Origin of the sequence: Labrenzia sp. THAF191a (assembly GCF_009363335.1) — a bacterium.
Taxonomy (GTDB): domain Bacteria; phylum Pseudomonadota; class Alphaproteobacteria; order Rhizobiales; family Stappiaceae; genus Roseibium; species Roseibium algicola.
The window spans coordinates 4,566,930-4,585,898 of record NZ_CP045333.1 but is presented as its reverse complement, the minus strand read 5'-3'; the positions used below and the strand labels follow the sequence as shown (position 1 = coordinate 4,585,898).

Below are 18,969 nucleotides of genomic sequence, written 5' to 3'. Positions count from 1 at the left end.
ACGAGCTTTGTCTTTTCCGGGCCGCAATTCGGTGCTAGCGCCGCATAAAAGAACACACGTATGCTTAGCACCTGAGGAATCGAATTGAAGCTGATGGCGGACCAGTTTGACACGATGAAAGCGGTAAAGCGCCTGGGCGCAGGCCTTGGAATCGCGGCGATGGCGATGGTCATGCCCCTGGTTTCTGCACACGCTCAAAAGATCGAAAACCCGGTCGCTGTCTTTTCGGGCCTCGACAAGATCACCGGACGTATCATCTCCTTCGATGTTTACATTGGTGAAACCGTCCAGTTCGGTGCGCTGCAAGTCACGCCGAGGGTCTGTCACACGCGCCCTCAGACGGAATCGCCTCTTACGACCGGTTTTGTTCAGGTCGATGAAATCACACTCAACAACGAAGTACGGCGGATCTATTCCGGCTGGATGTTTGCAGCCAGCCCGGGCCTCCACGCGGTTGAGCACCCCGTGTACGATATCTGGCTGACCGATTGTAAACTTGCCTCAAGCGTTCCGCCGCCAGAAGATTATGCCGGTCCTCCGATCAAAGGCACCGTTGCAGAGGGTGAAGACCCGTTGGCTGGACCTGACGACGGTCTGGATACTGGTCCGGGCGTACCGCGTCCGAAACCCTTCCAGGGGTAGGCAGAAGTCGGAAAACGACTTTGGGTCTTATCGTGTAAACCGTTCTGCTCCCCTGGTAGCGAGCCCGGAATAGAGTTCTTGCGACAACGACAGCCCGCAACCTTCGACCATTCGGCGTGATGTTGTGTTCGTTGCCGCGACCAGTTCATAGACATGTGTCGCAGAAAGCCGTGTCAGTGCTGCGTCCGCCATCAGCGCATTGACGTAAGTGCCAAGCCCTTTACCGCGTTGTTCGGGCGCAACGGCAACGAGACCACCCCAGGCATAACTGTGATAGGGGCTGTGATGATTGTGCGGCAGATAGGCGTGGGCACAAGCGGCAAGACTGCCTGCGTCATCCATCAACCCGACGGAAACAACCGCACCATGATCGCCGTTCAGGAACGATCCTGAGAACGGAGCGATTCCAGCCGTTGCCATGAATTCCTGGAACGAACGCGTCAGTGGCCCCTCTGCGCCGTCAAGCTCTGAAAATGCGCGAATGCCGCCTGGAAGGGCGGTTGAAAGGGTGGGCCTTGTTGCGGCGCGGATCGCATTTGTGTCGCCCACGAAGACATCCCAGGTGTCCAGCCGGTAGCCGTTATCCGTCAGAGCGTTTTCCAGGTCGGGCTGACGGACTTTTTCAAGAAGACGAAACCCGAACACGCCATCTTCTGCCAGTACTTCGAAGATGGTGTCGACCCCCAGGGCATCAGGATCGTCCGTACCGAGCGTGCGTACATTGCAGCAGGCTCCGGGCGTCTTCATGCTCCAGCCGTAACGTTCTTCAGCTCGCTGCTGGAGCTTGATTTGCTGTTCGGTCCCGAAGTAGCCAGCCATCGTGTTCATGCCTCCCGGTTCTCAATCTGGAAAATCAAGGCAGGCAAATACCGGTCTGTCCAGTCTGCTAATTGTTACAAGGACTTGGCGCTTGCTCTCAATTGCGTGCAGGGTACCCTGGAGCGCGCAATTCAAAGCCAGTCTTGGAGGTTGTGAACCCTAGTCTCTCGTAGAACCGATGAGCGTCCTTGTTGGCTGTACCCGACAGCAACATCACCTTGAAACACCCGGCCGAAAACGCCTTGTCGGTGGCAGCACGAAGTAGTGCCTTTCCAATTCCGCTCCCTCGCCAGTCGGAATGTGTAATGACATTTTCAACAAGGGCGAATGGTGCGCAGCCACGTGTCAGATTGGGCACGACAATCAGCATGCAGGTCGCAACCAATGTGCCTGCCAGTTTTCCGACAAGCAAATCGACACCTTGTTGTGTCAGGATCTGGTGAAAAGTTTCGCGGCGAAAATCATCATCAGCGGCAATGTCGTTGGAAATCAGTTGGGCATAGAGCGCGCAAAGTCCCTCGAAATCTTCGGACTTTGCCGAGCGGATGACGAGACTGTCTGTTGAGACGGGCATGAGAACCGCAGGCGTTCGGACAAATGAAAAGCCCGCCGGGTGGCGGGCTTCGGTGTCGTGTCAGTCGATGTCGACGTAATCGGATGGCGTCAGCCCAAGCCGCCCATCCACATATGTGCCGCAACGCTGCATGAGCTCGTCCATATCGTTTTCGAAGAAATGGTTGGCTCCCGGAATGGTTTCGTGATCGATCACGATGCCTTTCTGGGTTTTAAGCTTGTCGACCAGCGTCTGCACATCCTTCTGCGGAACGACCTTGTCGTTATCACCATGAATGATCAGGCCGGAGGACGGGCAGGGGGCCAGGAACGAGAAGTCGTGCAGGTTTGCCGGTGGGGCGACCGAGATGAAGCCTTCCACTTCAGGGCGGCGCATCAGCAACTGCATGCCGATCCAGGCACCGAACGAGAAACCGGCAATCCAGCAGGCGCGGGCGTCTGTATGAACGGTCTGCACCCAGTCGAGGGCCGCCGCTGCATCGGACAGTTCGCCCTGGCCATGGTCGAAGGAGCCTTGCGAACGGCCGACGCCGCGGAAGTTGAAACGCAGCACTGCAAATCCGCGCCGGGCGAACATGTAGTACATCTGGTAGACGATCTGGTTGTTCATCGTGCCGCCGAATTGCGGATGCAGATGCAGAACCAGGGCAATGGGTGCGTTGCGTTTTCTGGCGGGATGGAACCGGCCCTCAAGCCGGCCGGCGGGACCGTTGAAGATCACCTCAGGCATGAAACGCTATGTCCTTGTCATTTTGTCGCGCAGAGGAAGATCGCGCGGTAATTTGGGCTCACGATACGTGGTTTCCCGTAAGTCTAAACTTGACTCTTTGTCTCCGAGTTTCTAGAACCCTGTTTAGAATTATTCGAAAGTTCGCACCATCCCTCAGCAGGCAGACGATGCTCGGTTCGACCGGTTGGGGGCAGTTATCGTCATCATGGCGGAAAAATTCAAGGTTTTTCGCACATGTAGCTGATAGTAAAGCGAAAATTCGATTCTTTGCGAAACTCGAGTTCAAGCGTAAGAGGCGCTATGCAGCAGCAGTCAGCCCCGATCTATCTGGACCACAACGCCGGCGCGCCTTTGCGCGAAACCGCGCGTGAGGTCATGATCGAGGTGCTGAATGATGCAGGCAACGCATCCTCCGTTCACGCTCACGGCCGCAAGGCGCGTGGACGCATTGAAACCGCACGCGAACAGGTCGCCCGTCTTTGCAACGCCAGGAACCGTGCAGTGACATTTGTTTCCGGCGGAACGGAAGCGAACATGACGGCGCTTTCACCGGCCTGGCAGGACCAGGGAGCGCCCGTTTACCTCGACAAGTTGTTCAGGAGCGCTATTGAGCATCCTTCCGTGATGACTGGCGGACGCTTTGCGGTTTCCGATCAGGTGGTCATACCTGTCGACAGCGATGGCCGTGTTGAGCTCGGTGCCCTCGAACTGGCTGTCAAGGACGCCGGGCCAAGCCTCATTTCCGTGATGGCTGCCAACAATGAAACCGGTGTCATCCAGCCTCTTGCCGAAATCGGTGCCATTGCCGAAAGACACGGCCACTACTTTCACGTCGACGCGGTTCAGGCTGCCGGCCGGATGCCGATCGATCTGGAAAGCTGGAAGACAGATGTCCTGACGCTGTCTGCTCACAAGTTCGGTGGTCCGCAAGGCATCGGTGCGGTTGTGGTGCGTTCAACGGCCCGTGTACCTGCGCCACTCATGGTTGGCGGTGGTCAGGAAAACTGGCGCCGCGGCGGAACGGAGAATGTTTCGGCAATCGCCGGCTTCGGCATTGCCAGCAAGGCCGCTCTTGAAGAATCGGCCGATACGCGCCATCTGAGCGATATGAAGGCGAAGCTCGAAGCCGGGCTGTGCGCGATTTGTCCTTCGACAGTTATTTTTGGCGACAAGGCTGAAAGACTGTCCAACACCTGTTGCTTTGCCGTTCCGGGCATTCCGGCAGAAACCGCGCTGATCGCCTGCGATCTCGACCATATCTCGGTTTCATCCGGTTCAGCCTGCTCTTCCGGCAAGGTGTCCGTGTCTCATGTGCTGACAGCCATGGGCGTTCCGGAAGATCTTGCCCGCTGCGCCTTGCGTATCAGCATGGGGTGGAATACCAGCGGCGCCGATATCGACAGGTTCCTTGAGCTGTGGCCGAAAATCGTCGGCAGGCTCAATCCGCAAGCACGTCATCAGGCGGCTTGACGACAAGATTTAGGCAGCTTCGCTGCCAGACATGGCGCAGGTGACAAGGTCCCTGCAGGAAATAACAAAAGCAGGCACGAGGCCTGTTGAATGGAGGCAAGACATGCCAGCTGTACAGGAAACCATCGATACGGTGAAAGCCATCGATGTCGACCAGTATAAATACGGCTTTGTGACCGATATCGAGTCGGAAAAAGGCGCCAAAGGCCTATCCGAGGAAACCGTTCGCTTTCTGTCGGCTAAAAAGAACGAGCCGGAATGGATGACGGAATGGCGCCTTGATGCGCTGCGCCGCTTTCAGCAGATGGAAGAGCCGACCTGGGCGCGCGTTTCCTACCCGAAGATCGATCTCGACGACCTCTATTACTGGGCGTCTCCGAAATCCGTCGAAGGCCCGAAAAGCCTGGACGAAGTCGATCCGGAACTGCTGGCGACCTACGAAAAGCTCGGTATTCCGCTGCGCGAGCAGGAAATCCTGGCCGGTGTCGAGCCCAAGAACCGGGTTGCGGTCGATGCTGTGTTCGATTCCGTTTCCGTCGTGACCACGTTCAAGGAAGAGCTGAAGAAGGCCGGCGTTATCTTCTGTTCCATTTCCGAAGCACTGCGCGAATATCCGGATCTGGTGAAGAAGTATCTCGGCTCCGTCGTTCCGGTGACCGACAACTACTACGCGACGCTGAACTCGGCTGTCTTTTCGGATGGATCCTTTGTCTATGTGCCTGAAGGCGTTCGCTGCCCTATGGAACTGTCGACCTATTTCCGTATCAACGAACAGAACACCGGTCAGTTCGAACGCACGCTGATCATTGCCGAGAAGGGCGCTTACGTCTCCTATCTGGAAGGCTGTACGGCACCTCAGCGCGACGAGAACCAGCTTCATGCCGCTGTCGTTGAACTGGTGGCCCTGGATGATGCGGAGATCAAATACTCCACCGTCCAGAACTGGTTCCCGGGCGACAAGGACGGCAAGGGCGGCATCTATAATTTCGTCACGAAGCGTGGCGACTGCCGCGGCAAGAATTCCAAGATCTCCTGGACGCAGGTCGAGACAGGATCAGCGATTACCTGGAAATACCCGTCCTGCATCCTGCGCGGCGAAAATTCGCGTGGTGAGTTCTATTCGATCGCGGTTTCCAACGGCTATCAGCAGGTCGACAGTGGCACAAAGATGATCCATCTGGGCAAGAACTCTTCCAGCCGGATCATTTCCAAGGGCATTTCCGCAGGCAAGTCCCAGAACACTTATCGTGGCCTGGTTTCCGCTCACCGGAAAGCCTCGAATGCGCGCAACTTCACCCAGTGTGACTCGCTTCTGATCGGTCAGGACTGCGGTGCTCACACAGTGCCTTACATCGAGAGCAAGAATGCCTCGGCCCAGTTCGAACACGAGGCGACCACCTCGAAGATCTCGGACGACCAGATGTTTTACTGCCTGCAGCGCGGCCTTTCCGAAGAAGAAGCCGTGGCGCTGATCGTCAACGGTTTCGTCAAGGACGTTATCCAGCAGCTGCCGATGGAATTCGCCGTCGAGGCACAGAAGCTGATCTCGATCAGCCTGGAAGGATCCGTGGGCTGAGCTGATGATGGCGACCATGAGCCTCCATCGGCCCGTTGGGTTAGTGGAATTGTGGGGGCTCCGAAGAACTGGACGGAATAAATTCCGTGATCGTCGGGAAGATCACCGTTACGAAGCAGTTTCTGCTGGCGGGTTCATGATTTTCAAAACGGTCTGAGGCAGGAGCGAAGCTTTGGGACACGGGTCGGAGACACATGACTTGGCTGTTGCGCAGTCACAGATATTGGCTGCGAAACGCCGAATGGAAGGGCAGGACGGGCTCCAGGATCAGGGAAAATACATGCACTTGTATCTTTCCGAACTCATCTTTGGGACAGTTTTTGGAATCCTGCTGTTCGTGTCGTTCCTGCTGATCTTTGTCGACCGTCAGATGGCGGTTTACGCAGCAGGATTTACGGCCGTGATCGCTCTGGCCCATGTCGCGGTGAAAACGAGGAAAGTCATCACGACACGCAAGAAAAGAGCTGAGGATCTTCGCCAACTGGCGATCGAAAAAGAAAAAACGAACGAGACGACGGAAGCAAACAATGCTTGAGATCAAGAACCTGCACGCCCGCATTGCGGAAGACGAAACAGAGATCCTGCGCGGCATCGATCTGACCATCAATGCAGGCGAAGTACACGCCATCATGGGCCCGAACGGTTCCGGCAAGTCGACGCTGTCCTACATCCTGGCCGGCAAGGACGACTACGAGGTTACCGAAGGCGAGATCCTGTTCAACGGAGAGAACCTTCTTGAGATGGAGCCGGATGAGCGCGCTGCTGCGGGCCTGTTCCTGGCGTTCCAGTACCCGATCGAGATTCCAGGTGTTGCCACCATGGAATTCCTCAAGACGGCGATGAACGCACAGCGCAAGGCACGCGGTGAGGACACGCTGTCGATCCCGGACTTCATGAAGCGCGTCAAGGAGGCTGCCGGCCACCTGAACGTCTCCATGGACATGCTGAAGCGTCCGCTCAATGTGGGCTTCTCCGGTGGCGAGAAGAAGCGTGCGGAAATTCTGCAGATGTCCTTGCTGGAGCCGAAGCTCTGCGTTCTCGACGAGACCGATTCCGGCCTCGACATCGACGCACTCAGGATCGTTTCTGAAGGCGTGAACAAGCTGCGCGGTCCCGATCGCGCCATGGTGGTGATCACCCACTATCAGCGTCTGCTTGACCACATCGTTCCGGATGTCGTCCACGTTCTGTCCAGGGGCCGCATCGTCAAGACCGGCGACAAGGACCTGGCGCTGGAGCTGGAAAAGAACGGTTACGCCGACTACATCGACACGGCCGCCTGAGGGAGCAAAGCGATATGAACGCCAGCGCACCCATCAAACACACCCAGGCGGAAAGCGACCTGCTGGAGCGTTTCGACAGCGCGAAAGACGGTTTGGCCGGCTCGGTTGCCGTCAAGGCTCTCCGCGAAGCGGCGCTCGGCCAGATTCGGGACCGTGGACTGCCGCATCGCCGGGTAGAGGAATACAAGTATTCCGACCTGCGTGCCTACATGAAGTCGGCTGCCTCCCTTGCGGGTGCAACTGACGCAGCCATTGCCAGCAAGCTGATCGAGACACAGGACGGCTTCGGAGATCTCGACCGGTACCGCATCGTCGTTGCCAATGGGTCCTATCTTGCCGAGCTTTCGGACGTGGAAGCGCTCGCAGGCGAAGGTGTAACCCTGACAAACGTTGCCGATGCTCTTGCCGGCGAAACAGGCACCCAGCTGATTGCGTCGCCAAAGACGGGACCGTCCGACGGTGTCGTTGCCTTGAACACTGCCTTCCTCCAAGGCGGCGTCGTCGTGACAGTCGAGGCGGGCGTGGAAGTGTCCAAGCCGGTCGAGCTGGTTCAGGTGGCGACTTCCAAGGGCGCTCAGGCCGTCCGCAACCGCATTAAACTTGGCGAAGGCGCAAAATTGCGTCTTCTGGAAACCTTTGTCGGAGATACCGGCGAAGGCGAACTGAACACGGTGTTTGACTACGATCTCGCCGACAAGGCAGCGCTTGCTGCCACGCGATTGATCGTCGGCAAGACGGACGCCGCGCAGCTGTTCACGACAATTGCTACGCTAGGCGCTGAAACCGAGCTGAAATCGCTTGGGTTCATTGCCGGACCGCAGTTCACGCGCAACCAGCAATTCATCAACTTTACCGGTGAAAATTCGGAAGCGAAGATCTACGGCGTAACCATGGCGGGCGGTAAATCGCTGGCTGATCAGACGCTGATCGTCGATCATGCTGTGCCACACTGTAACAGCCGCGAGTTCTTCAAGACCGTGCTGGACGGCGAGGCCAGGGGTGTCTACCAGGGTCGCATCAACGTTGCCCAGCATGCGCAGAAAACCGATGGCGAGATGATGACCCAGGCTCTGCTCCTCTCCGAGGACGCGGAAATGGCCAACAAGCCGGAACTGGAGATTTTCGCGGACGACGTATTGTGCGCTCACGGTGCGACCAGCGGACAGATCGATGAGGACCTGCTTTTCTACCTGCGCGCCCGTGGCATTCCGGAAGACGAGGCAAAGACCCTTCTGGTACTCGCTTTCCTGTCCGAAGCGATTGAAGAATACGGCGAGGATGATGTGACCGAAGGCCTGGAAGCGCGCGTGCGTGACTGGCTTGCCAATCACTGACATCTGAAGCGAACGGGAATAAGGAGCAGCGCCGCATGACGGTCGCGACCGCAGAAGAAACAACCGGCAACACCGGTTACGACGTCGAAACCATCCGTCGGGATTTTCCGATCCTGTCGCGGGAGGTTTACGGCAAGCCGCTGGTCTATCTGGATAACGGTGCTTCCGCCCAGAAACCCCAGCAGGTGATAGATGCGGTGACCAAGGCTTACTCGGAGGAGTACGCCAACGTTCATCGTGGCCTGCATTTCCTGTCGAATACCGCAACGGACAACTATGAAGCCGCGCGCGAGAAAGTGCGCCGTTTCCTGAATGCCGGATCCGTCGATGAGGTGGTTTTCACCAAGTCCACGACCGAGGCGATCAACCTGGTGTCATATGGTCTCGGGCCCGACTATTTTGCCGATGGCGGTGAGATCGTTCTGTCGATCATGGAGCACCACTCCAACATCGTGCCTTGGCATTTTCACCGTGAACGTCACGGTGCGAAGCTGAAATGGGTCTATGTTCGCGAAGATGGCTCGTTCGATCTCGATGCCTTTGCTGATACCTTGACGGACAAGACAAGACTGGTTGCGCTCACGCACATGTCGAATGTTCTGGGCACGGTCGTTCCGGTGAAGGAAGTTTGCCGGATCGCACATGAACGCGGCATCCCGGTGCTTGTGGACGGAAGTCAGGCGGCCGTGCATCTTCCTGTCGACGTTCAGGATATCGATTGCGACTACTACGTCTTCACTGGACACAAGGTCTATGGGCCGTCGGGCATCGGGGTCCTGTGGGGCAAGCCGGATCGGTTGAAAGCCTTGCGTCCTTTCAATGGCGGCGGCGAGATGATCCTCGACGTGACCGAGGACCTTGTTACCTATAATGAACCGCCACACAGATTTGAGGCCGGGACGCCGCCGATCGTGCAGGCAATCGGTCTTGGCGCGGCTCTCGACTATATGGATGCGATAGGCCGAGAAAACATTGCACGCCACGAAGCAGATCTGAAGGATTATGCCCACCGGAAGCTGCGCGAGATCAACTCTTTGCGAATTTTCGGGGATGCGCCGGACAAGGGCGCAATTGTCTCGTTCGAACTGCAGGGCGCCCACGCACACGACGTTGCCACGATCATCGACCGGGCAGGGGTCGCTGTGCGGGCAGGAACCCATTGTGCACAGCCGCTCTTGGCAAGATATGGTGTGACCTCTACATGTCGGGCAAGCTTCGGGCTTTACAACACGCGTGCGGAAGTGGACGCGCTGTATGAAGCCCTGTTGAAGGCTCAGAGCTTTTTCGGGTAAGGACGGACCCCATGGAAAACGCTACCACAATCGATACCGGCGCGGACGGCGAAGAGTTGCAGACGGAAGTCTCGGCCAAGAGCGCCATTCCGGCAAATGAACTCGACCAGCTGACCACCGATATCATCGGTGCTTTGAAGACGGTCTACGATCCGGAGATTCCGTGTGACATCTATGAGCTTGGCCTGATCTACAAGGTCGATATCGAGGATGACAGGTCGATCAACATCGACATGACCCTGACGGCCCCTGGCTGCCCTGTGGCTGGCGAAATGCCGGGCTGGGTGGAAAATGCCGTTTCTGCGGTTGCAGGGGTGGGACCGGTCAACGTCGATATGGTCTTCGACCCTCCCTGGACACCTGATCGCATGTCTGATGAAGCGAAGGTTGCGCTCAACTGGTATTGAGCTTCAAGCCTTTAATCGGATAAGCTGAAACCCCATATCAGGTTTAGCATTCGCTGCACTGAACGAGGATCATATGGCTTCCGCCGCTAAATTCCAGGTGATGACCCTGACTGACGCCGCCGCCGAGCGCGTGAAGGAACTTGTCGAGAATTCCGACAAGAATGCCATCGGCTTGCGTGTTGGTATCAAGAAGGGCGGCTGCGCCGGTATGGAATACACCATGGAAATGGTGGATGCGGCGCGGCCAGGTGATGATGCCGTTGAAGACAAGGGGGCGAAACTCTTCGTGGATCCTTCTGCCGTGCTCTTTCTGCTCGGCACGGAAATGGACTTCGAAGTGACCAAGTTCCGTTCCGGCTTCATCTTCAAGAACCCGAATGAAGTGTCTGCCTGTGGCTGTGGGGAATCCGTTTCGCTTCAGGCTGCGGACCTGAACGCCCTGGCACGCTGAACGCGCCTTTCTATCTATTCGATGAGATTTTCATGAGCCTTTTCGAGCGGCTGAAGGCCGACGCCGGCCCGCAGTGGTCCGACTACACCCATCACGCATTTGTTCAGCAGCTTGGCGCGGGTACGCTGCCGTTATCTTGTTTCAAGCACTACCTGGTTCAGGACTATCTGTTTCTCATCCAGTTCGCCCGCGCTTATGCGCTTGGCGTCTACAAAAGCCCGTCAGTCGCCGACATGCGTCAGTCACTGGAGGGGGTAAAGGCGATTCTGGATGATGAACTCGACCTACATGTCGAGATGTGCCGCGGTTGGGGCATGGAGCGTGACATGATCGAGCAGGCACCAGAAGACACGCCCACAGTGGCATATACGCGCTTTGTGCTCGATGCCGGTATGGCTGGTGATCTCCTGGACCTCCAGGCCGCTCTTGCGCCTTGCGTGATTGGATACGCGGAAATTGGAGCCAGGCTGGCCGCGGAAGGCTGCGACACCGATGGCAATCCCTACACACGCTGGATCCGGGAATACGCCAGTGAAGGCTATCAGGAACTCGCAAAGGGCTTTATCGCCTGGCTAGACGGAACTGCAGGCCAGACGTTGACGGAGCATCGATACCCGCGCGTGCTGTCCATATTCGAGAAGGCCTGCCGTCTGGAAAGTGATTTCTGGCAGATGGGGCTGAATGCAAAAGACTGAGACAGTTTCTGCTCAGCCCCTGTTTTTCCAATGAATTTAGAAACTTGATACTTGATCAGGGACGATGCCTTGGGTCAGGCAACGTCTTCCCGTTGATCCACCCCTGCAAGATCCTTTTCAGTCTTCACAAGGTTTCGACCGGAATCTTTTGCAAGGTAAAGCGCTTCGTCCGCGCGCGAAACGATGGAATGGACCGTATCGATGTTCTCGTAGGTTGCGATGCCGACAGAGATCGTCACACGGCCGAGATTTTCTCCCGTTGAACGTTTCACGAGTTCTTTGGACATCACCGCATTTCGGATGTTCTCGCCAATTTCGGCGGCATCTTCGAGCCCGACATGTGGCAGAATGATCGCAAATTCCTCACCGCCATACCGGCAGGCGATGTCCTGTGCCTTGATGTTCTGTTTAACCGCAAGTGCGACAAGTCGCAGAACCTGGTCGCCAGTCTGGTGGCCATAGGTGTCATTGAACTTCTTGAAGTGATCGATGTCGGTCATCAGCAAGGAGAAGCCACGACCGCTCTCCTTTGATTGATCGATGACACGTTCAATCGAGTTCTCGAAGTGCTTGCGATTGTTGAGTGTCGTCAACTCGTCCGTCAGGGATTCGTAGCGGATCGCTTCCAGTGACGACTGCAGGTTCTCAATGTGTTTCTTGGACTCCAGCAGCTGGCTCTCCAGCTTGCGGTTGGAAGCAACTGCATTCTGGGTCGATTTCACCAGATGTGTGACGTAATTCTGTAGTTTCTCCGGATCGGAAACCGACCTGATCTTTTCGCCTGCCTGCTCGAGCGCGGTGCCATAATCGGACGTGGCGTCGGCACTCAGCTTTAGCGTATCGACCAGTTCTTCAACTTCCCGGGAAACCTTGGAGCCAACTTCGTCCAGGCGATCACCGAGCCGTGTCGGCGACAGGAAACGGCCATAAAGGGTCAGCATCTCGTCGGTGCTGATCCTGCCGTTGGATTTTATGGATTCATTGACGGCCCTGTTCAGGCCTTGATTGTATCCAGCCGCGTAAGTGTACCAAAGCTCGTAAGAACGAGGGTAGGCTGGCAGCACATTCTTCTTGATGTAACTGATTGCGGACTCTCCATACTGGATAGTCCGCTTATGGTCGTCTTCATCCGCCATCAAGTTTCTCTCACCCATGCCTTGCGAATCCGCCCCACACGGACACAAGAACTAGGTTTTAAACTCGGCTGGAAGGTTTAAGGAGCCGTTAAGCTTAAGGCAAAACCTGGAGAGAATTCGGCGTTACGAGGCCTTTTTAGGCCGCGGCTCACGCAGAAGAAACGCAGGAATGTGAACGCCAGCACCGAAGGCAGGTTCCAGTTTATCGTTTCTGGAGCGCTTGCCACTCTGCCGTTGCGGCAGGTTTGAGACCGGTGTCGGGTTCAGCATTTCCGGGAGTTCCTCCATCTGCTCTTCCACGACTTCGCGTGGCTTGCTCTGCGACCGGCGACGATTGGAAGGCTTGGGTTGTTCTGCAGCCTCGTTGTCGTTGCTCGACCGTGCGTTCCTGGAAGGCTTGCCGGCCTTGCGGCGTGCCTTGCGTTCCTGAGCGGCAGCTTCGAAATCTATCGCATCGCCCAGCCAGTCGATGTCCTTCTTGATCAATGTCTGAATGGCATCGAGGTATTTCTGGTCTTCACCGGTTACGAGCGTGAAGGCAGTGCCCTTGCGTCCGGCGCGGCCCGTCCGGCCGATCCGGTGGACATAGTCTTCGGCATTGCTCGGAACATCGAAGTTGAAGACGTGGCTGACCTCGGGAATATCGAGGCCACGCGCGGCAACGTCACTCGCGACAAGAAGCTTGATCGTTCCCTTCCGGAAGTTGTCCAGCATCATCATGCGTGTGCGCTGGTCCATGTCACCATGGAGCGCGCCCACGTTGTATTCATGACGCTCCAGAGACCGGTAAAGCGTCGTCACGTCCCGTTTGCGGTTGCAGAAGACAATCGCATTCTTGAGGTCTTCAGCACCTTCCAGCAGTTCGCGCAGGGCTGCGCGCTTTTCGTAGTCCTTGGACTCGGCCGCCTTCAGAAACTGAGCGACATTTTCAGCCGTCGACGAGGTCGGTGCGACTTCGATACGGGCCGGATTCTGCAGGAAAGTTTCTGTCAGTCGCTGGATTTCCGGTGGCATCGTCGCCGAGAAGAAAAGAGTCTGACGGGTGAACGGGATCAGTTTGCAGATCCGCTCGATATCCGGAATGAAGCCCATGTCGAGCATACGATCGGCTTCGTCGATGACGAGGATTTCAACACCCTGCAACAACAGCTTGCCGCGCTCGAAGTGATCAAGCAGACGGCCAGGCGTCGCGATCAGAACATCTGTGCCACGGTCGAGCTTCTTGTCCTGGTCGGAAAAGGACACACCGCCGATCAGCAGGGCAACGTTGAGTTTATGGTTGGTGCCGTATTTGGCAAAGTTCTCTTCAACCTGCGCAGCGAGTTCGCGCGTCGGTTCCAGGATGAGCGTGCGCGGCATCCGCGCACGAGCGCGGCCCTTTTCGAGCAGCGTCAGCATGGGCAATGTGAAACTTGCGGTCTTGCCGGTCCCGGTCTGGGCAATGCCAAGGATGTCGCGGCGCTCAAGCACCTGCGGAATGGCTCCCGACTGGATTGCCGTGGGTTCCTTATAACCTGCTGCTTCAACTGCAGCGAGGACCTTCTCGCTAAGACCGAGAGTATTAAATGCCATGGAGCGCTTTGCCCGAATGTTGTGATTGTTAATCGGCGGCGCCGTGGGAACCGCCGGTGCCAATGTGCGCACACCCTACATTCATGCGCTCAGGTGTCAATGCGCTTGAGAGGTAAAATCTCAAGAAAATCGAGTAATTCCGAGTACGATTTGCCATCTCAGTTAATAGTGCAACCAAGTTGGTTCATGAAATCGGCTGCAAAATCAGTATGCGTTGCCCAAAATGCAGGCGCAAACAATGGTATGTGTTTCCGAAAGTATCGTTTCAGCCGGTATTCGATACGTAAAATTGCGCAGCGTCAGGCAGAAAGAGCCGTCGGTTTGTAGAACAGGTCGTAGTCTGACTTGTAGCGCCGCCGCAGCTGCTGAACCAGGCCGTCTTCGGTAAACGACAGCAGCGTGTCCCTGCCGACAAAATTGTCCACGTGATACGCGACAGGAGATTTCGTGCGGAACCTCAGCGAGCTTTCCGAAAGAAAAGTCGCGAATGACTGGTCGAAATCTTCAAGCTGCAAGATCAGATCGGCCGTCAACATTCCTTTGTAGGTGAGGGCAGCTGTCTGGCTGCGAAACAGATTGTCTGCTTCCAGGTCCGAGATCGACGCAACGTGTGACACGAACTCCTGAGGTGTCATGTCCTGATTGAACTGGCGCTCTTCATAATAGGCCGGAAGTGGATCGGCACTCAGGATGACTTTCTCGTAACAGTAGGCCAGCCGGTGCATCGGATCCTGAACCCAGGCTGCGACTTTCATTTCGGGATGCCGCCGTTTGAGTTCGCGTGCTGTCAGTAACTCTACATTCCCGTGGAAGAGCAGCCGTTCCGTGGCGGCGGTCCGAAGATCAAAACCGGAAAGGGCCTTGAGCTTGTCTGTCCCGGCAAGGCAATGAAGAACCGGGCGCAGAAGTTGAAAAGCAGGTTCCGCGATACGGGCAAAGGCGATCTTGTGCTTGGGAAAAGCCAGGAAGACATGATTTCGCAAGGGGCGAAGCCGTCTGTCCAGTATCGAATACATCCGGTTTAACATGCTACGTTTCCGACCGGTCAAATAGGCAGTGCGGGCAAAAATATACGCCCGCCCAACCTCTTCAAAAAAAGATATAGATCAAAATACCTGCTGTTGCGGCTAAATATCAAGATCCTCAGCGAATTCAGCGTTGTCCTGAATGAACCGGAAGCGCGCTTCCGGCTTGTTGCCCATCAGCCGTTCAACGGTGTCGTTGGTGTCTGTTACAGCTTCTTCTTCGACAACGACCTTCAGCATGGTCCGCTTGGACGGGTCCATTGTCGTTTCCTTCAGCTGAGCCGGCAACATTTCACCCAAACCCTTGAAACGGCCGATTTCCACCTTGGATTTACCCTTGAAGACGGTCTCCATCAATTCGTCTTTATGGGCATCGTCGCGTGCATAGAGGCTCTTCCCCCCCTGGCTGAGGCGATAGAGGGGTGGCACGGCCAGGAAGAGATGGCCGCCACGGATAAGTTCCGGCATTTCGCGGTAAAAGAAAGTAATCAAAAGTGATGCAATGTGGGCGCCGTCGACGTCAGCATCCGTCATGATGACGATCTTCTCGTATCGCAGGTCACTTTCCCGGTATTGGGAGCGCGTGCCGCAGCCAAGGGCCTGGATGAGATCGGCAAGCTGCTGGTTGGCGACGAGTTTGTCGCGCCCGGCGTTTGCGACGTTCAGGATCTTGCCGCGCAAGGGCAAGACGGCCTGGTTGGAACGGTTGCGCGCCTGTTTGGCCGAGCCACCTGCCGAGTCACCCTCCACGATGAAGAGTTCGGTGCCATCGGACTGGTTTGCCGAGCAGTCGGCAAGTTTGCCAGGAAGGCGCAGCTTGCGCACGGCTGTCTTGCGGGCGACGTCTTTTTCCTGGCGACGGCGCAAACGCTCATCCGCGCGATCGATCACCCACTCCAGAAGCTTGTTTGCCTGGTTGGGGGAGGCCGTCAGCCAATGGTCAAATGCATCACGGACAGCCGTCTCCGCAATGCGAGTGGCTTCGTTGGTCGCCAGCTTGTCTTTGGTCTGGCCGACGAATTCGGGCTCACGGATGAAGACGGACAGCATTCCGCCGGCTGATGTCATCACATCATCGCCGGTGATGATGGATGCCTTCTTGTTGTTTGTCAGTTCGCCATATGCCTTGAGACCACGCAGCAGGGCATATCGAAAACCCGCTTCGTGAGTTCCGCCTTCCGGTGTCGGCACGGTGTTGCAGTAGGAACTGACAAAGCCGTCGCCGGCAAACCAGCTCACGGCCCATTCCACGGACCCGTGTTTGCCGGCGTTGTCGGTGCGGCCGAAGAACACGTCGTCGACGACACGGCGTTCCTTGGTCAGTCTCTCGTTGAGAAAGTCGCGAAGCCCGCCGGGGAAGTGAAACACGGCCTCGGCTGGTGTTTCGTCCTTTTCAGACAGCAATTCAGGCGCGCAGTGCCAGCGGATCTCGACACCGCCGAAGAGATAGGCCTTGGACCGCGCCATCTTCAAAAGACGCGCCGGGACAAATTTGGCGCCTTTGCCGAAGATTTGATCGTCTGGTTTGAAGCTGACCTGGGTCCCGCGTCTGTTCTGGGTGTCGCCAACCAGCTCGAGAGGGCCCTGGGCGTGACCGCGGCGGAAAATCTGGCGATAGAGCTTGCGGCTGCGCGCGACCTCTACAATCAGTTCCTCTGACAGCGCATTGACCACGGAGATGCCGACACCGTGCAGACCGCCAGAGGTCTCATAGACCTTGCTGTCGAACTTGCCGCCCGCATGCAGCGTCGTCATGATCACTTCGAGAGCGGACTTGTCCTTGAACTTCGGATGAGGATCGACAGGAATGCCGCGGCCGTTGTCGGTGATCGTCAGATAGCCATCGCCGGAAAGAGAAACGTCGATCCACGTCGCATGGCCGGCAACCGCTTCATCCATGGAGTTGTCGATCACTTCGGCAAAGAGGTGATGCAACGCCTTTTCGTCGGTGCCGCCGATATACATGCCTGGCCGGCGCCGAACCGGCTCGAGCCCTTCGAGAACCTCGATGTCGGCCGCTGAATAATCGTCGCTGACCGCGACAGGCGCAACGGGACGCGGCTTTTGCGGAGCTGGGGCGGGCTCATCTTGTGTCATTGGGGCAGAGACCGCCGCGTTGCCTGCAAACAGATCGTCTTTTGCGCTCATTCCGTATCGCCTGATGGGTCTTGGGTCACAGTTTCTACAAACTCAGCGCTGTTACCTACACCGAATCATGTCTCAGTTTGAAGGACAAAGATAGAACGGCAAAGGTAATTGGCCAAAAGCCCCCGTTTTCAACAGCCAGGGGCCCAAAAATCCGACCTGGAAACACATCATCAACCCGCCTGTGTTGAAATAAGGGTCTTGAATGGGAGAGGGGCGGTCACAATATGTGCCAATTCCGCAACAGTTACTGACAGAGTCATTTGCAGGGCCCCGGTTTGCCACCGTTGCCCCTGTTCGGCCATGTTTGCCCGTCACCCGTTACGCTAATGTCTGGGACGACCAGATCGGGTTCAACACCTGAAGTGGTTCACAGTCCGGACAAAAGTGTCAGGAAATGGTCTTATTTCGGCGTCGTATGGCCCAACTTAAGACGAAATGATCGGCCAATTTAGGCCACTCCGAAACAGTGGGTCCTGCAGGCATATGCTTTGGGGCCGAAGAGACAGAAAATGCGCTTGGCGCGGACAAAAAACAAGAAAGTCCGTCGGGGATCTGTTTCGTTGCCGACGGATAATAGTGTGACTGGGATGCCTAAGAACAGCACAAAGCTTCAACGCATGGGAAGAGCCGGAACCGTGCTCGGTGCGTTGATCCTGATCGGCCTGACAGGGCCTGTGGCCGCCTTTGACGGTCAGCCGGCGCCTGCACGGGCGATCGGTCCGAACGATCTTTCCCCGTCTGAAGCACTGCGGGCCGGTGCCCGCCAATATTATTCCGGCGACAAGGCCGCTGCGCTTGGTTCGCTGCAGTATGCCGCCGAAAACGGTCAGCCCATGGCCGCCTGGAAGCTGGGTGAAATGTATGCCTCCGGCGACGGCGTCAAGGAAGACGACCTCAAGGCCTTCGAATATTACAGCCAGATTGTTCGTGAGCACGGTGAAGATCGTCCCGATGCACCGGATGCTCCCTTCGTCTCAAGCGCCTTCGTTGCGCTCGGTTCCTACTATCTGAACGGCATCGACGGCGCTGTGCCCAAGAATGAATCGCGTGCCCGTCAGATCTTCACGCATGCCGCGTCCTATTTCGGCGATGCCGATGCCCAGTATGAACTTGGCCGCATGTACCAGGAAAACAACAGCCGCATGGCTGTTCGTTGGTACAATCTTGCCGCGCTCAAGGGGCATGTTGGCGCCCAGGCACGCCTTGGTGAAACGCTCTATGCACTCGGTACGTCGGACAAGAAAAAAGCTCGCGGCCTGATGTGGATGACCGTTGCCCGGGAACAGGCCAAGGGAACGGATGCCAGCTGGATCCATTCCATGCACGAGCAGTATTTCGCGGTTTCGCCCGAACCAGTCAGGCAGATGGCCAGATCAATGGCTGACGGATGGTTGAAGCAAAATCGCCCGGACGTGCTCACAGCACAGCAGTTGCCCGCACAATAACCTCAAGCTCTAGAGCCCGATCTGAGCACTATGTGGGTGTGATCGTGCGTCTTGGATGGCTTTCGCACAAGCCGTCCCAGCTCTGCTCGGGTTCGAAGCAGGAGCGTGCCAAGGCTGCAGAAAATCAGCTTTATCTTGCGAGTGGGTCTTCAACCTGACGGATGACTTGGTGTCGTCGGACGACTTGTCGTCCTTTTATCGATCGCAGGGCTTAGAATTTGGGTCAGTGGACAAGGCGCGTTGCTGATTTGCCAGGACGTGTTGTTCAGCACCATTTCGCAAGTCGCCATTCGCAGCCCGGACGGGCTCTTCAGGCAGATAGATTCACCTACGCCGTATTTCTCGCCCTTGTATCGGCAGGTACACGAGAC

The 18,969-nt window shown here is 56.7% G+C and carries 18 protein-coding genes; 11 read left to right on the top strand and 7 right to left on the bottom strand.

Annotated features, from left to right (window positions below; all coding sequences use genetic code 11):
- Positions 1-159 precede the first annotated feature (159 nt).
- The gene (locus tag FIV05_RS21135) at positions 160-642 is read left to right on the top strand and encodes a DUF2155 domain-containing protein (RefSeq protein WP_145903564.1); all 483 of its coding nucleotides are present in this window, start codon (positions 160-162) and stop codon (positions 640-642) included.
- Positions 643-669: 27 nt separating this feature from the next.
- Here FIV05_RS21135 and FIV05_RS21130 read toward each other — a convergent pair whose 3' ends face one another.
- The 3 genes from FIV05_RS21130 to FIV05_RS21120 all read right to left on the bottom strand — a co-directional run bounded on the left by FIV05_RS21130 (position 670) and on the right by FIV05_RS21120 (position 2,764).
- Entirely contained in the window at positions 670-1,470 is an 801-nt protein-coding gene (locus FIV05_RS21130) for a GNAT family N-acetyltransferase (protein WP_152510869.1), read from the bottom strand.
- A gap of 88 nt (positions 1,471-1,558) precedes the next feature.
- Positions 1,559-2,035, bottom strand: a complete 477-nt coding sequence (locus FIV05_RS21125; RefSeq protein WP_152510868.1) for a GNAT family N-acetyltransferase — start codon at positions 2,033-2,035, stop codon at positions 1,559-1,561.
- 60 nt (positions 2,036-2,095) lie between these two features.
- On the bottom strand, positions 2,096-2,764 hold the full coding sequence (locus tag FIV05_RS21120; protein ID WP_022998747.1) for an alpha/beta hydrolase: 669 nt from the start codon (positions 2,762-2,764) through the stop codon (positions 2,096-2,098).
- Between the two features lie 300 nt (positions 2,765-3,064).
- Between FIV05_RS21120 and FIV05_RS21115 the strand changes: the two genes are divergently transcribed.
- The 9 genes from FIV05_RS21115 to tenA all read left to right on the top strand — a co-directional run bounded on the left by FIV05_RS21115 (position 3,065) and on the right by tenA (position 11,272).
- Positions 3,065-4,234: a cysteine desulfurase family protein gene (locus FIV05_RS21115; RefSeq protein ID WP_152510867.1), complete on the top strand. Its 1,170-nt coding sequence runs from the start codon at positions 3,065-3,067 to the stop codon at positions 4,232-4,234.
- Between the two features lie 103 nt (positions 4,235-4,337).
- Positions 4,338-5,810, top strand: a complete 1,473-nt coding sequence (gene sufB / locus FIV05_RS21110; protein WP_031268546.1) for a Fe-S cluster assembly protein SufB — start codon at positions 4,338-4,340, stop codon at positions 5,808-5,810.
- A gap of 199 nt (positions 5,811-6,009) precedes the next feature.
- Positions 6,010-6,345 (top strand): TMEM14 family protein, encoded by a 336-nt coding sequence (locus FIV05_RS21105; RefSeq protein WP_152510866.1) that lies wholly within the window; start codon positions 6,010-6,012, stop codon positions 6,343-6,345.
- Positions 6,338-7,093, top strand: a complete 756-nt coding sequence (sufC, locus tag FIV05_RS21100; protein WP_152510865.1) for a Fe-S cluster assembly ATPase SufC — start codon at positions 6,338-6,340, stop codon at positions 7,091-7,093. Before FIV05_RS21105 ends, sufC begins: the two co-directional genes overlap by 8 nt.
- A gap of 14 nt (positions 7,094-7,107) precedes the next feature.
- A complete protein-coding gene (sufD, locus tag FIV05_RS21095) occupies positions 7,108-8,427 on the top strand; it encodes a Fe-S cluster assembly protein SufD (protein WP_152510864.1) in 1,320 nt (439 codons plus the stop codon).
- A gap of 35 nt (positions 8,428-8,462) precedes the next feature.
- The gene (locus FIV05_RS21090) at positions 8,463-9,719 is read left to right on the top strand and encodes a cysteine desulfurase (RefSeq protein WP_075283955.1); all 1,257 of its coding nucleotides are present in this window, start codon (positions 8,463-8,465) and stop codon (positions 9,717-9,719) included.
- An 11-nt stretch (positions 9,720-9,730) separates the two neighbouring features.
- Positions 9,731-10,126 (top strand): SUF system Fe-S cluster assembly protein, encoded by a 396-nt coding sequence (locus tag FIV05_RS21085; protein WP_006933232.1) that lies wholly within the window; start codon positions 9,731-9,733, stop codon positions 10,124-10,126.
- 73 nt (positions 10,127-10,199) lie between these two features.
- A complete protein-coding gene (gene sufA, locus FIV05_RS21080) occupies positions 10,200-10,577 on the top strand; it encodes a Fe-S cluster assembly scaffold SufA (protein ID WP_022998742.1) in 378 nt (125 codons plus the stop codon).
- Between the two features lie 32 nt (positions 10,578-10,609).
- The gene (tenA, locus tag FIV05_RS21075; RefSeq protein WP_152510863.1) at positions 10,610-11,272 is read left to right on the top strand and encodes a thiaminase II; all 663 of its coding nucleotides are present in this window, start codon (positions 10,610-10,612) and stop codon (positions 11,270-11,272) included.
- 74 nt (positions 11,273-11,346) lie between these two features.
- Here the strand turns inward: tenA and FIV05_RS21070 are convergent, their stop codons facing one another.
- The 4 genes from FIV05_RS21070 to parE form a co-directional block, all read right to left on the bottom strand.
- Entirely contained in the window at positions 11,347-12,408 is a 1,062-nt protein-coding gene (locus tag FIV05_RS21070) for a GGDEF domain-containing protein (RefSeq protein ID WP_152510862.1), read from the bottom strand.
- A gap of 123 nt (positions 12,409-12,531) precedes the next feature.
- Positions 12,532-13,980: a DEAD/DEAH box helicase gene (locus tag FIV05_RS21065; RefSeq protein WP_152510861.1), complete on the bottom strand. Its 1,449-nt coding sequence runs from the start codon at positions 13,978-13,980 to the stop codon at positions 12,532-12,534.
- A 299-nt stretch (positions 13,981-14,279) separates the two neighbouring features.
- Positions 14,280-15,008, bottom strand: a complete 729-nt coding sequence (locus tag FIV05_RS21060) for a sulfotransferase family 2 domain-containing protein (protein ID WP_152510860.1) — start codon at positions 15,006-15,008, stop codon at positions 14,280-14,282.
- 99 nt (positions 15,009-15,107) lie between these two features.
- Entirely contained in the window at positions 15,108-17,153 is a 2,046-nt protein-coding gene (parE, locus tag FIV05_RS21055) for a DNA topoisomerase IV subunit B (protein ID WP_152510859.1), read from the bottom strand.
- A gap of 587 nt (positions 17,154-17,740) precedes the next feature.
- On the opposite strand from parE, the gene FIV05_RS21050 reads away from it, so the two are divergent.
- Positions 17,741-18,598: a tetratricopeptide repeat protein gene (locus tag FIV05_RS21050; RefSeq protein WP_173013998.1), complete on the top strand. Its 858-nt coding sequence runs from the start codon at positions 17,741-17,743 to the stop codon at positions 18,596-18,598.
- The last annotated feature ends 371 nt before the right edge of the window (positions 18,599-18,969 follow it).

Excerpts from the sequence above, each read along its gene's own strand:
- parE (WP_152510859.1), bottom strand. The coding sequence starts at position 17,153 with ATGAGCGCAAAAGACGATCTGTTTGCAGGCAACGCGGCGGTCTCTGCC.
- tenA (WP_152510863.1), top strand. The coding sequence starts at position 10,610 with ATGAGCCTTTTCGAGCGGCTGAAGGCCGACGCCGGCCCGCAGTGGTCC.
- FIV05_RS21130 (WP_152510869.1), bottom strand. The coding sequence starts at position 1,470 with ATGAACACGATGGCTGGCTACTTCGGGACCGAACAGCAAATCAAGCTC.
- FIV05_RS21060 (WP_152510860.1), bottom strand. The coding sequence starts at position 15,008 with ATGTTAAACCGGATGTATTCGATACTGGACAGACGGCTTCGCCCCTTG.
- FIV05_RS21065 (WP_152510861.1), bottom strand. The coding sequence starts at position 13,980 with ATGGCATTTAATACTCTCGGTCTTAGCGAGAAGGTCCTCGCTGCAGTT.
- FIV05_RS21090 (WP_075283955.1), top strand. The coding sequence starts at position 8,463 with ATGACGGTCGCGACCGCAGAAGAAACAACCGGCAACACCGGTTACGAC.
- FIV05_RS21070 (WP_152510862.1), bottom strand. The coding sequence starts at position 12,408 with ATGGCGGATGAAGACGACCATAAGCGGACTATCCAGTATGGAGAGTCC.
- sufB (WP_031268546.1), top strand. The coding sequence starts at position 4,338 with ATGCCAGCTGTACAGGAAACCATCGATACGGTGAAAGCCATCGATGTC.
- FIV05_RS21085 (WP_006933232.1), top strand. The coding sequence starts at position 9,731 with ATGGAAAACGCTACCACAATCGATACCGGCGCGGACGGCGAAGAGTTG.
- FIV05_RS21050 (WP_173013998.1), top strand. The coding sequence starts at position 17,741 with ATGCCTAAGAACAGCACAAAGCTTCAACGCATGGGAAGAGCCGGAACC.
- FIV05_RS21115 (WP_152510867.1), top strand. The coding sequence starts at position 3,065 with ATGCAGCAGCAGTCAGCCCCGATCTATCTGGACCACAACGCCGGCGCG.
- sufA (WP_022998742.1), top strand. The coding sequence starts at position 10,200 with ATGGCTTCCGCCGCTAAATTCCAGGTGATGACCCTGACTGACGCCGCC.
- FIV05_RS21120 (WP_022998747.1), bottom strand. The coding sequence starts at position 2,764 with ATGCCTGAGGTGATCTTCAACGGTCCCGCCGGCCGGCTTGAGGGCCGG.
- sufC (WP_152510865.1), top strand. The coding sequence starts at position 6,338 with ATGCTTGAGATCAAGAACCTGCACGCCCGCATTGCGGAAGACGAAACA.
- sufD (WP_152510864.1), top strand. The coding sequence starts at position 7,108 with ATGAACGCCAGCGCACCCATCAAACACACCCAGGCGGAAAGCGACCTG.
- FIV05_RS21125 (WP_152510868.1), bottom strand. The coding sequence starts at position 2,035 with ATGCCCGTCTCAACAGACAGTCTCGTCATCCGCTCGGCAAAGTCCGAA.
- FIV05_RS21135 (WP_145903564.1), top strand. The coding sequence starts at position 160 with ATGGCGATGGTCATGCCCCTGGTTTCTGCACACGCTCAAAAGATCGAA.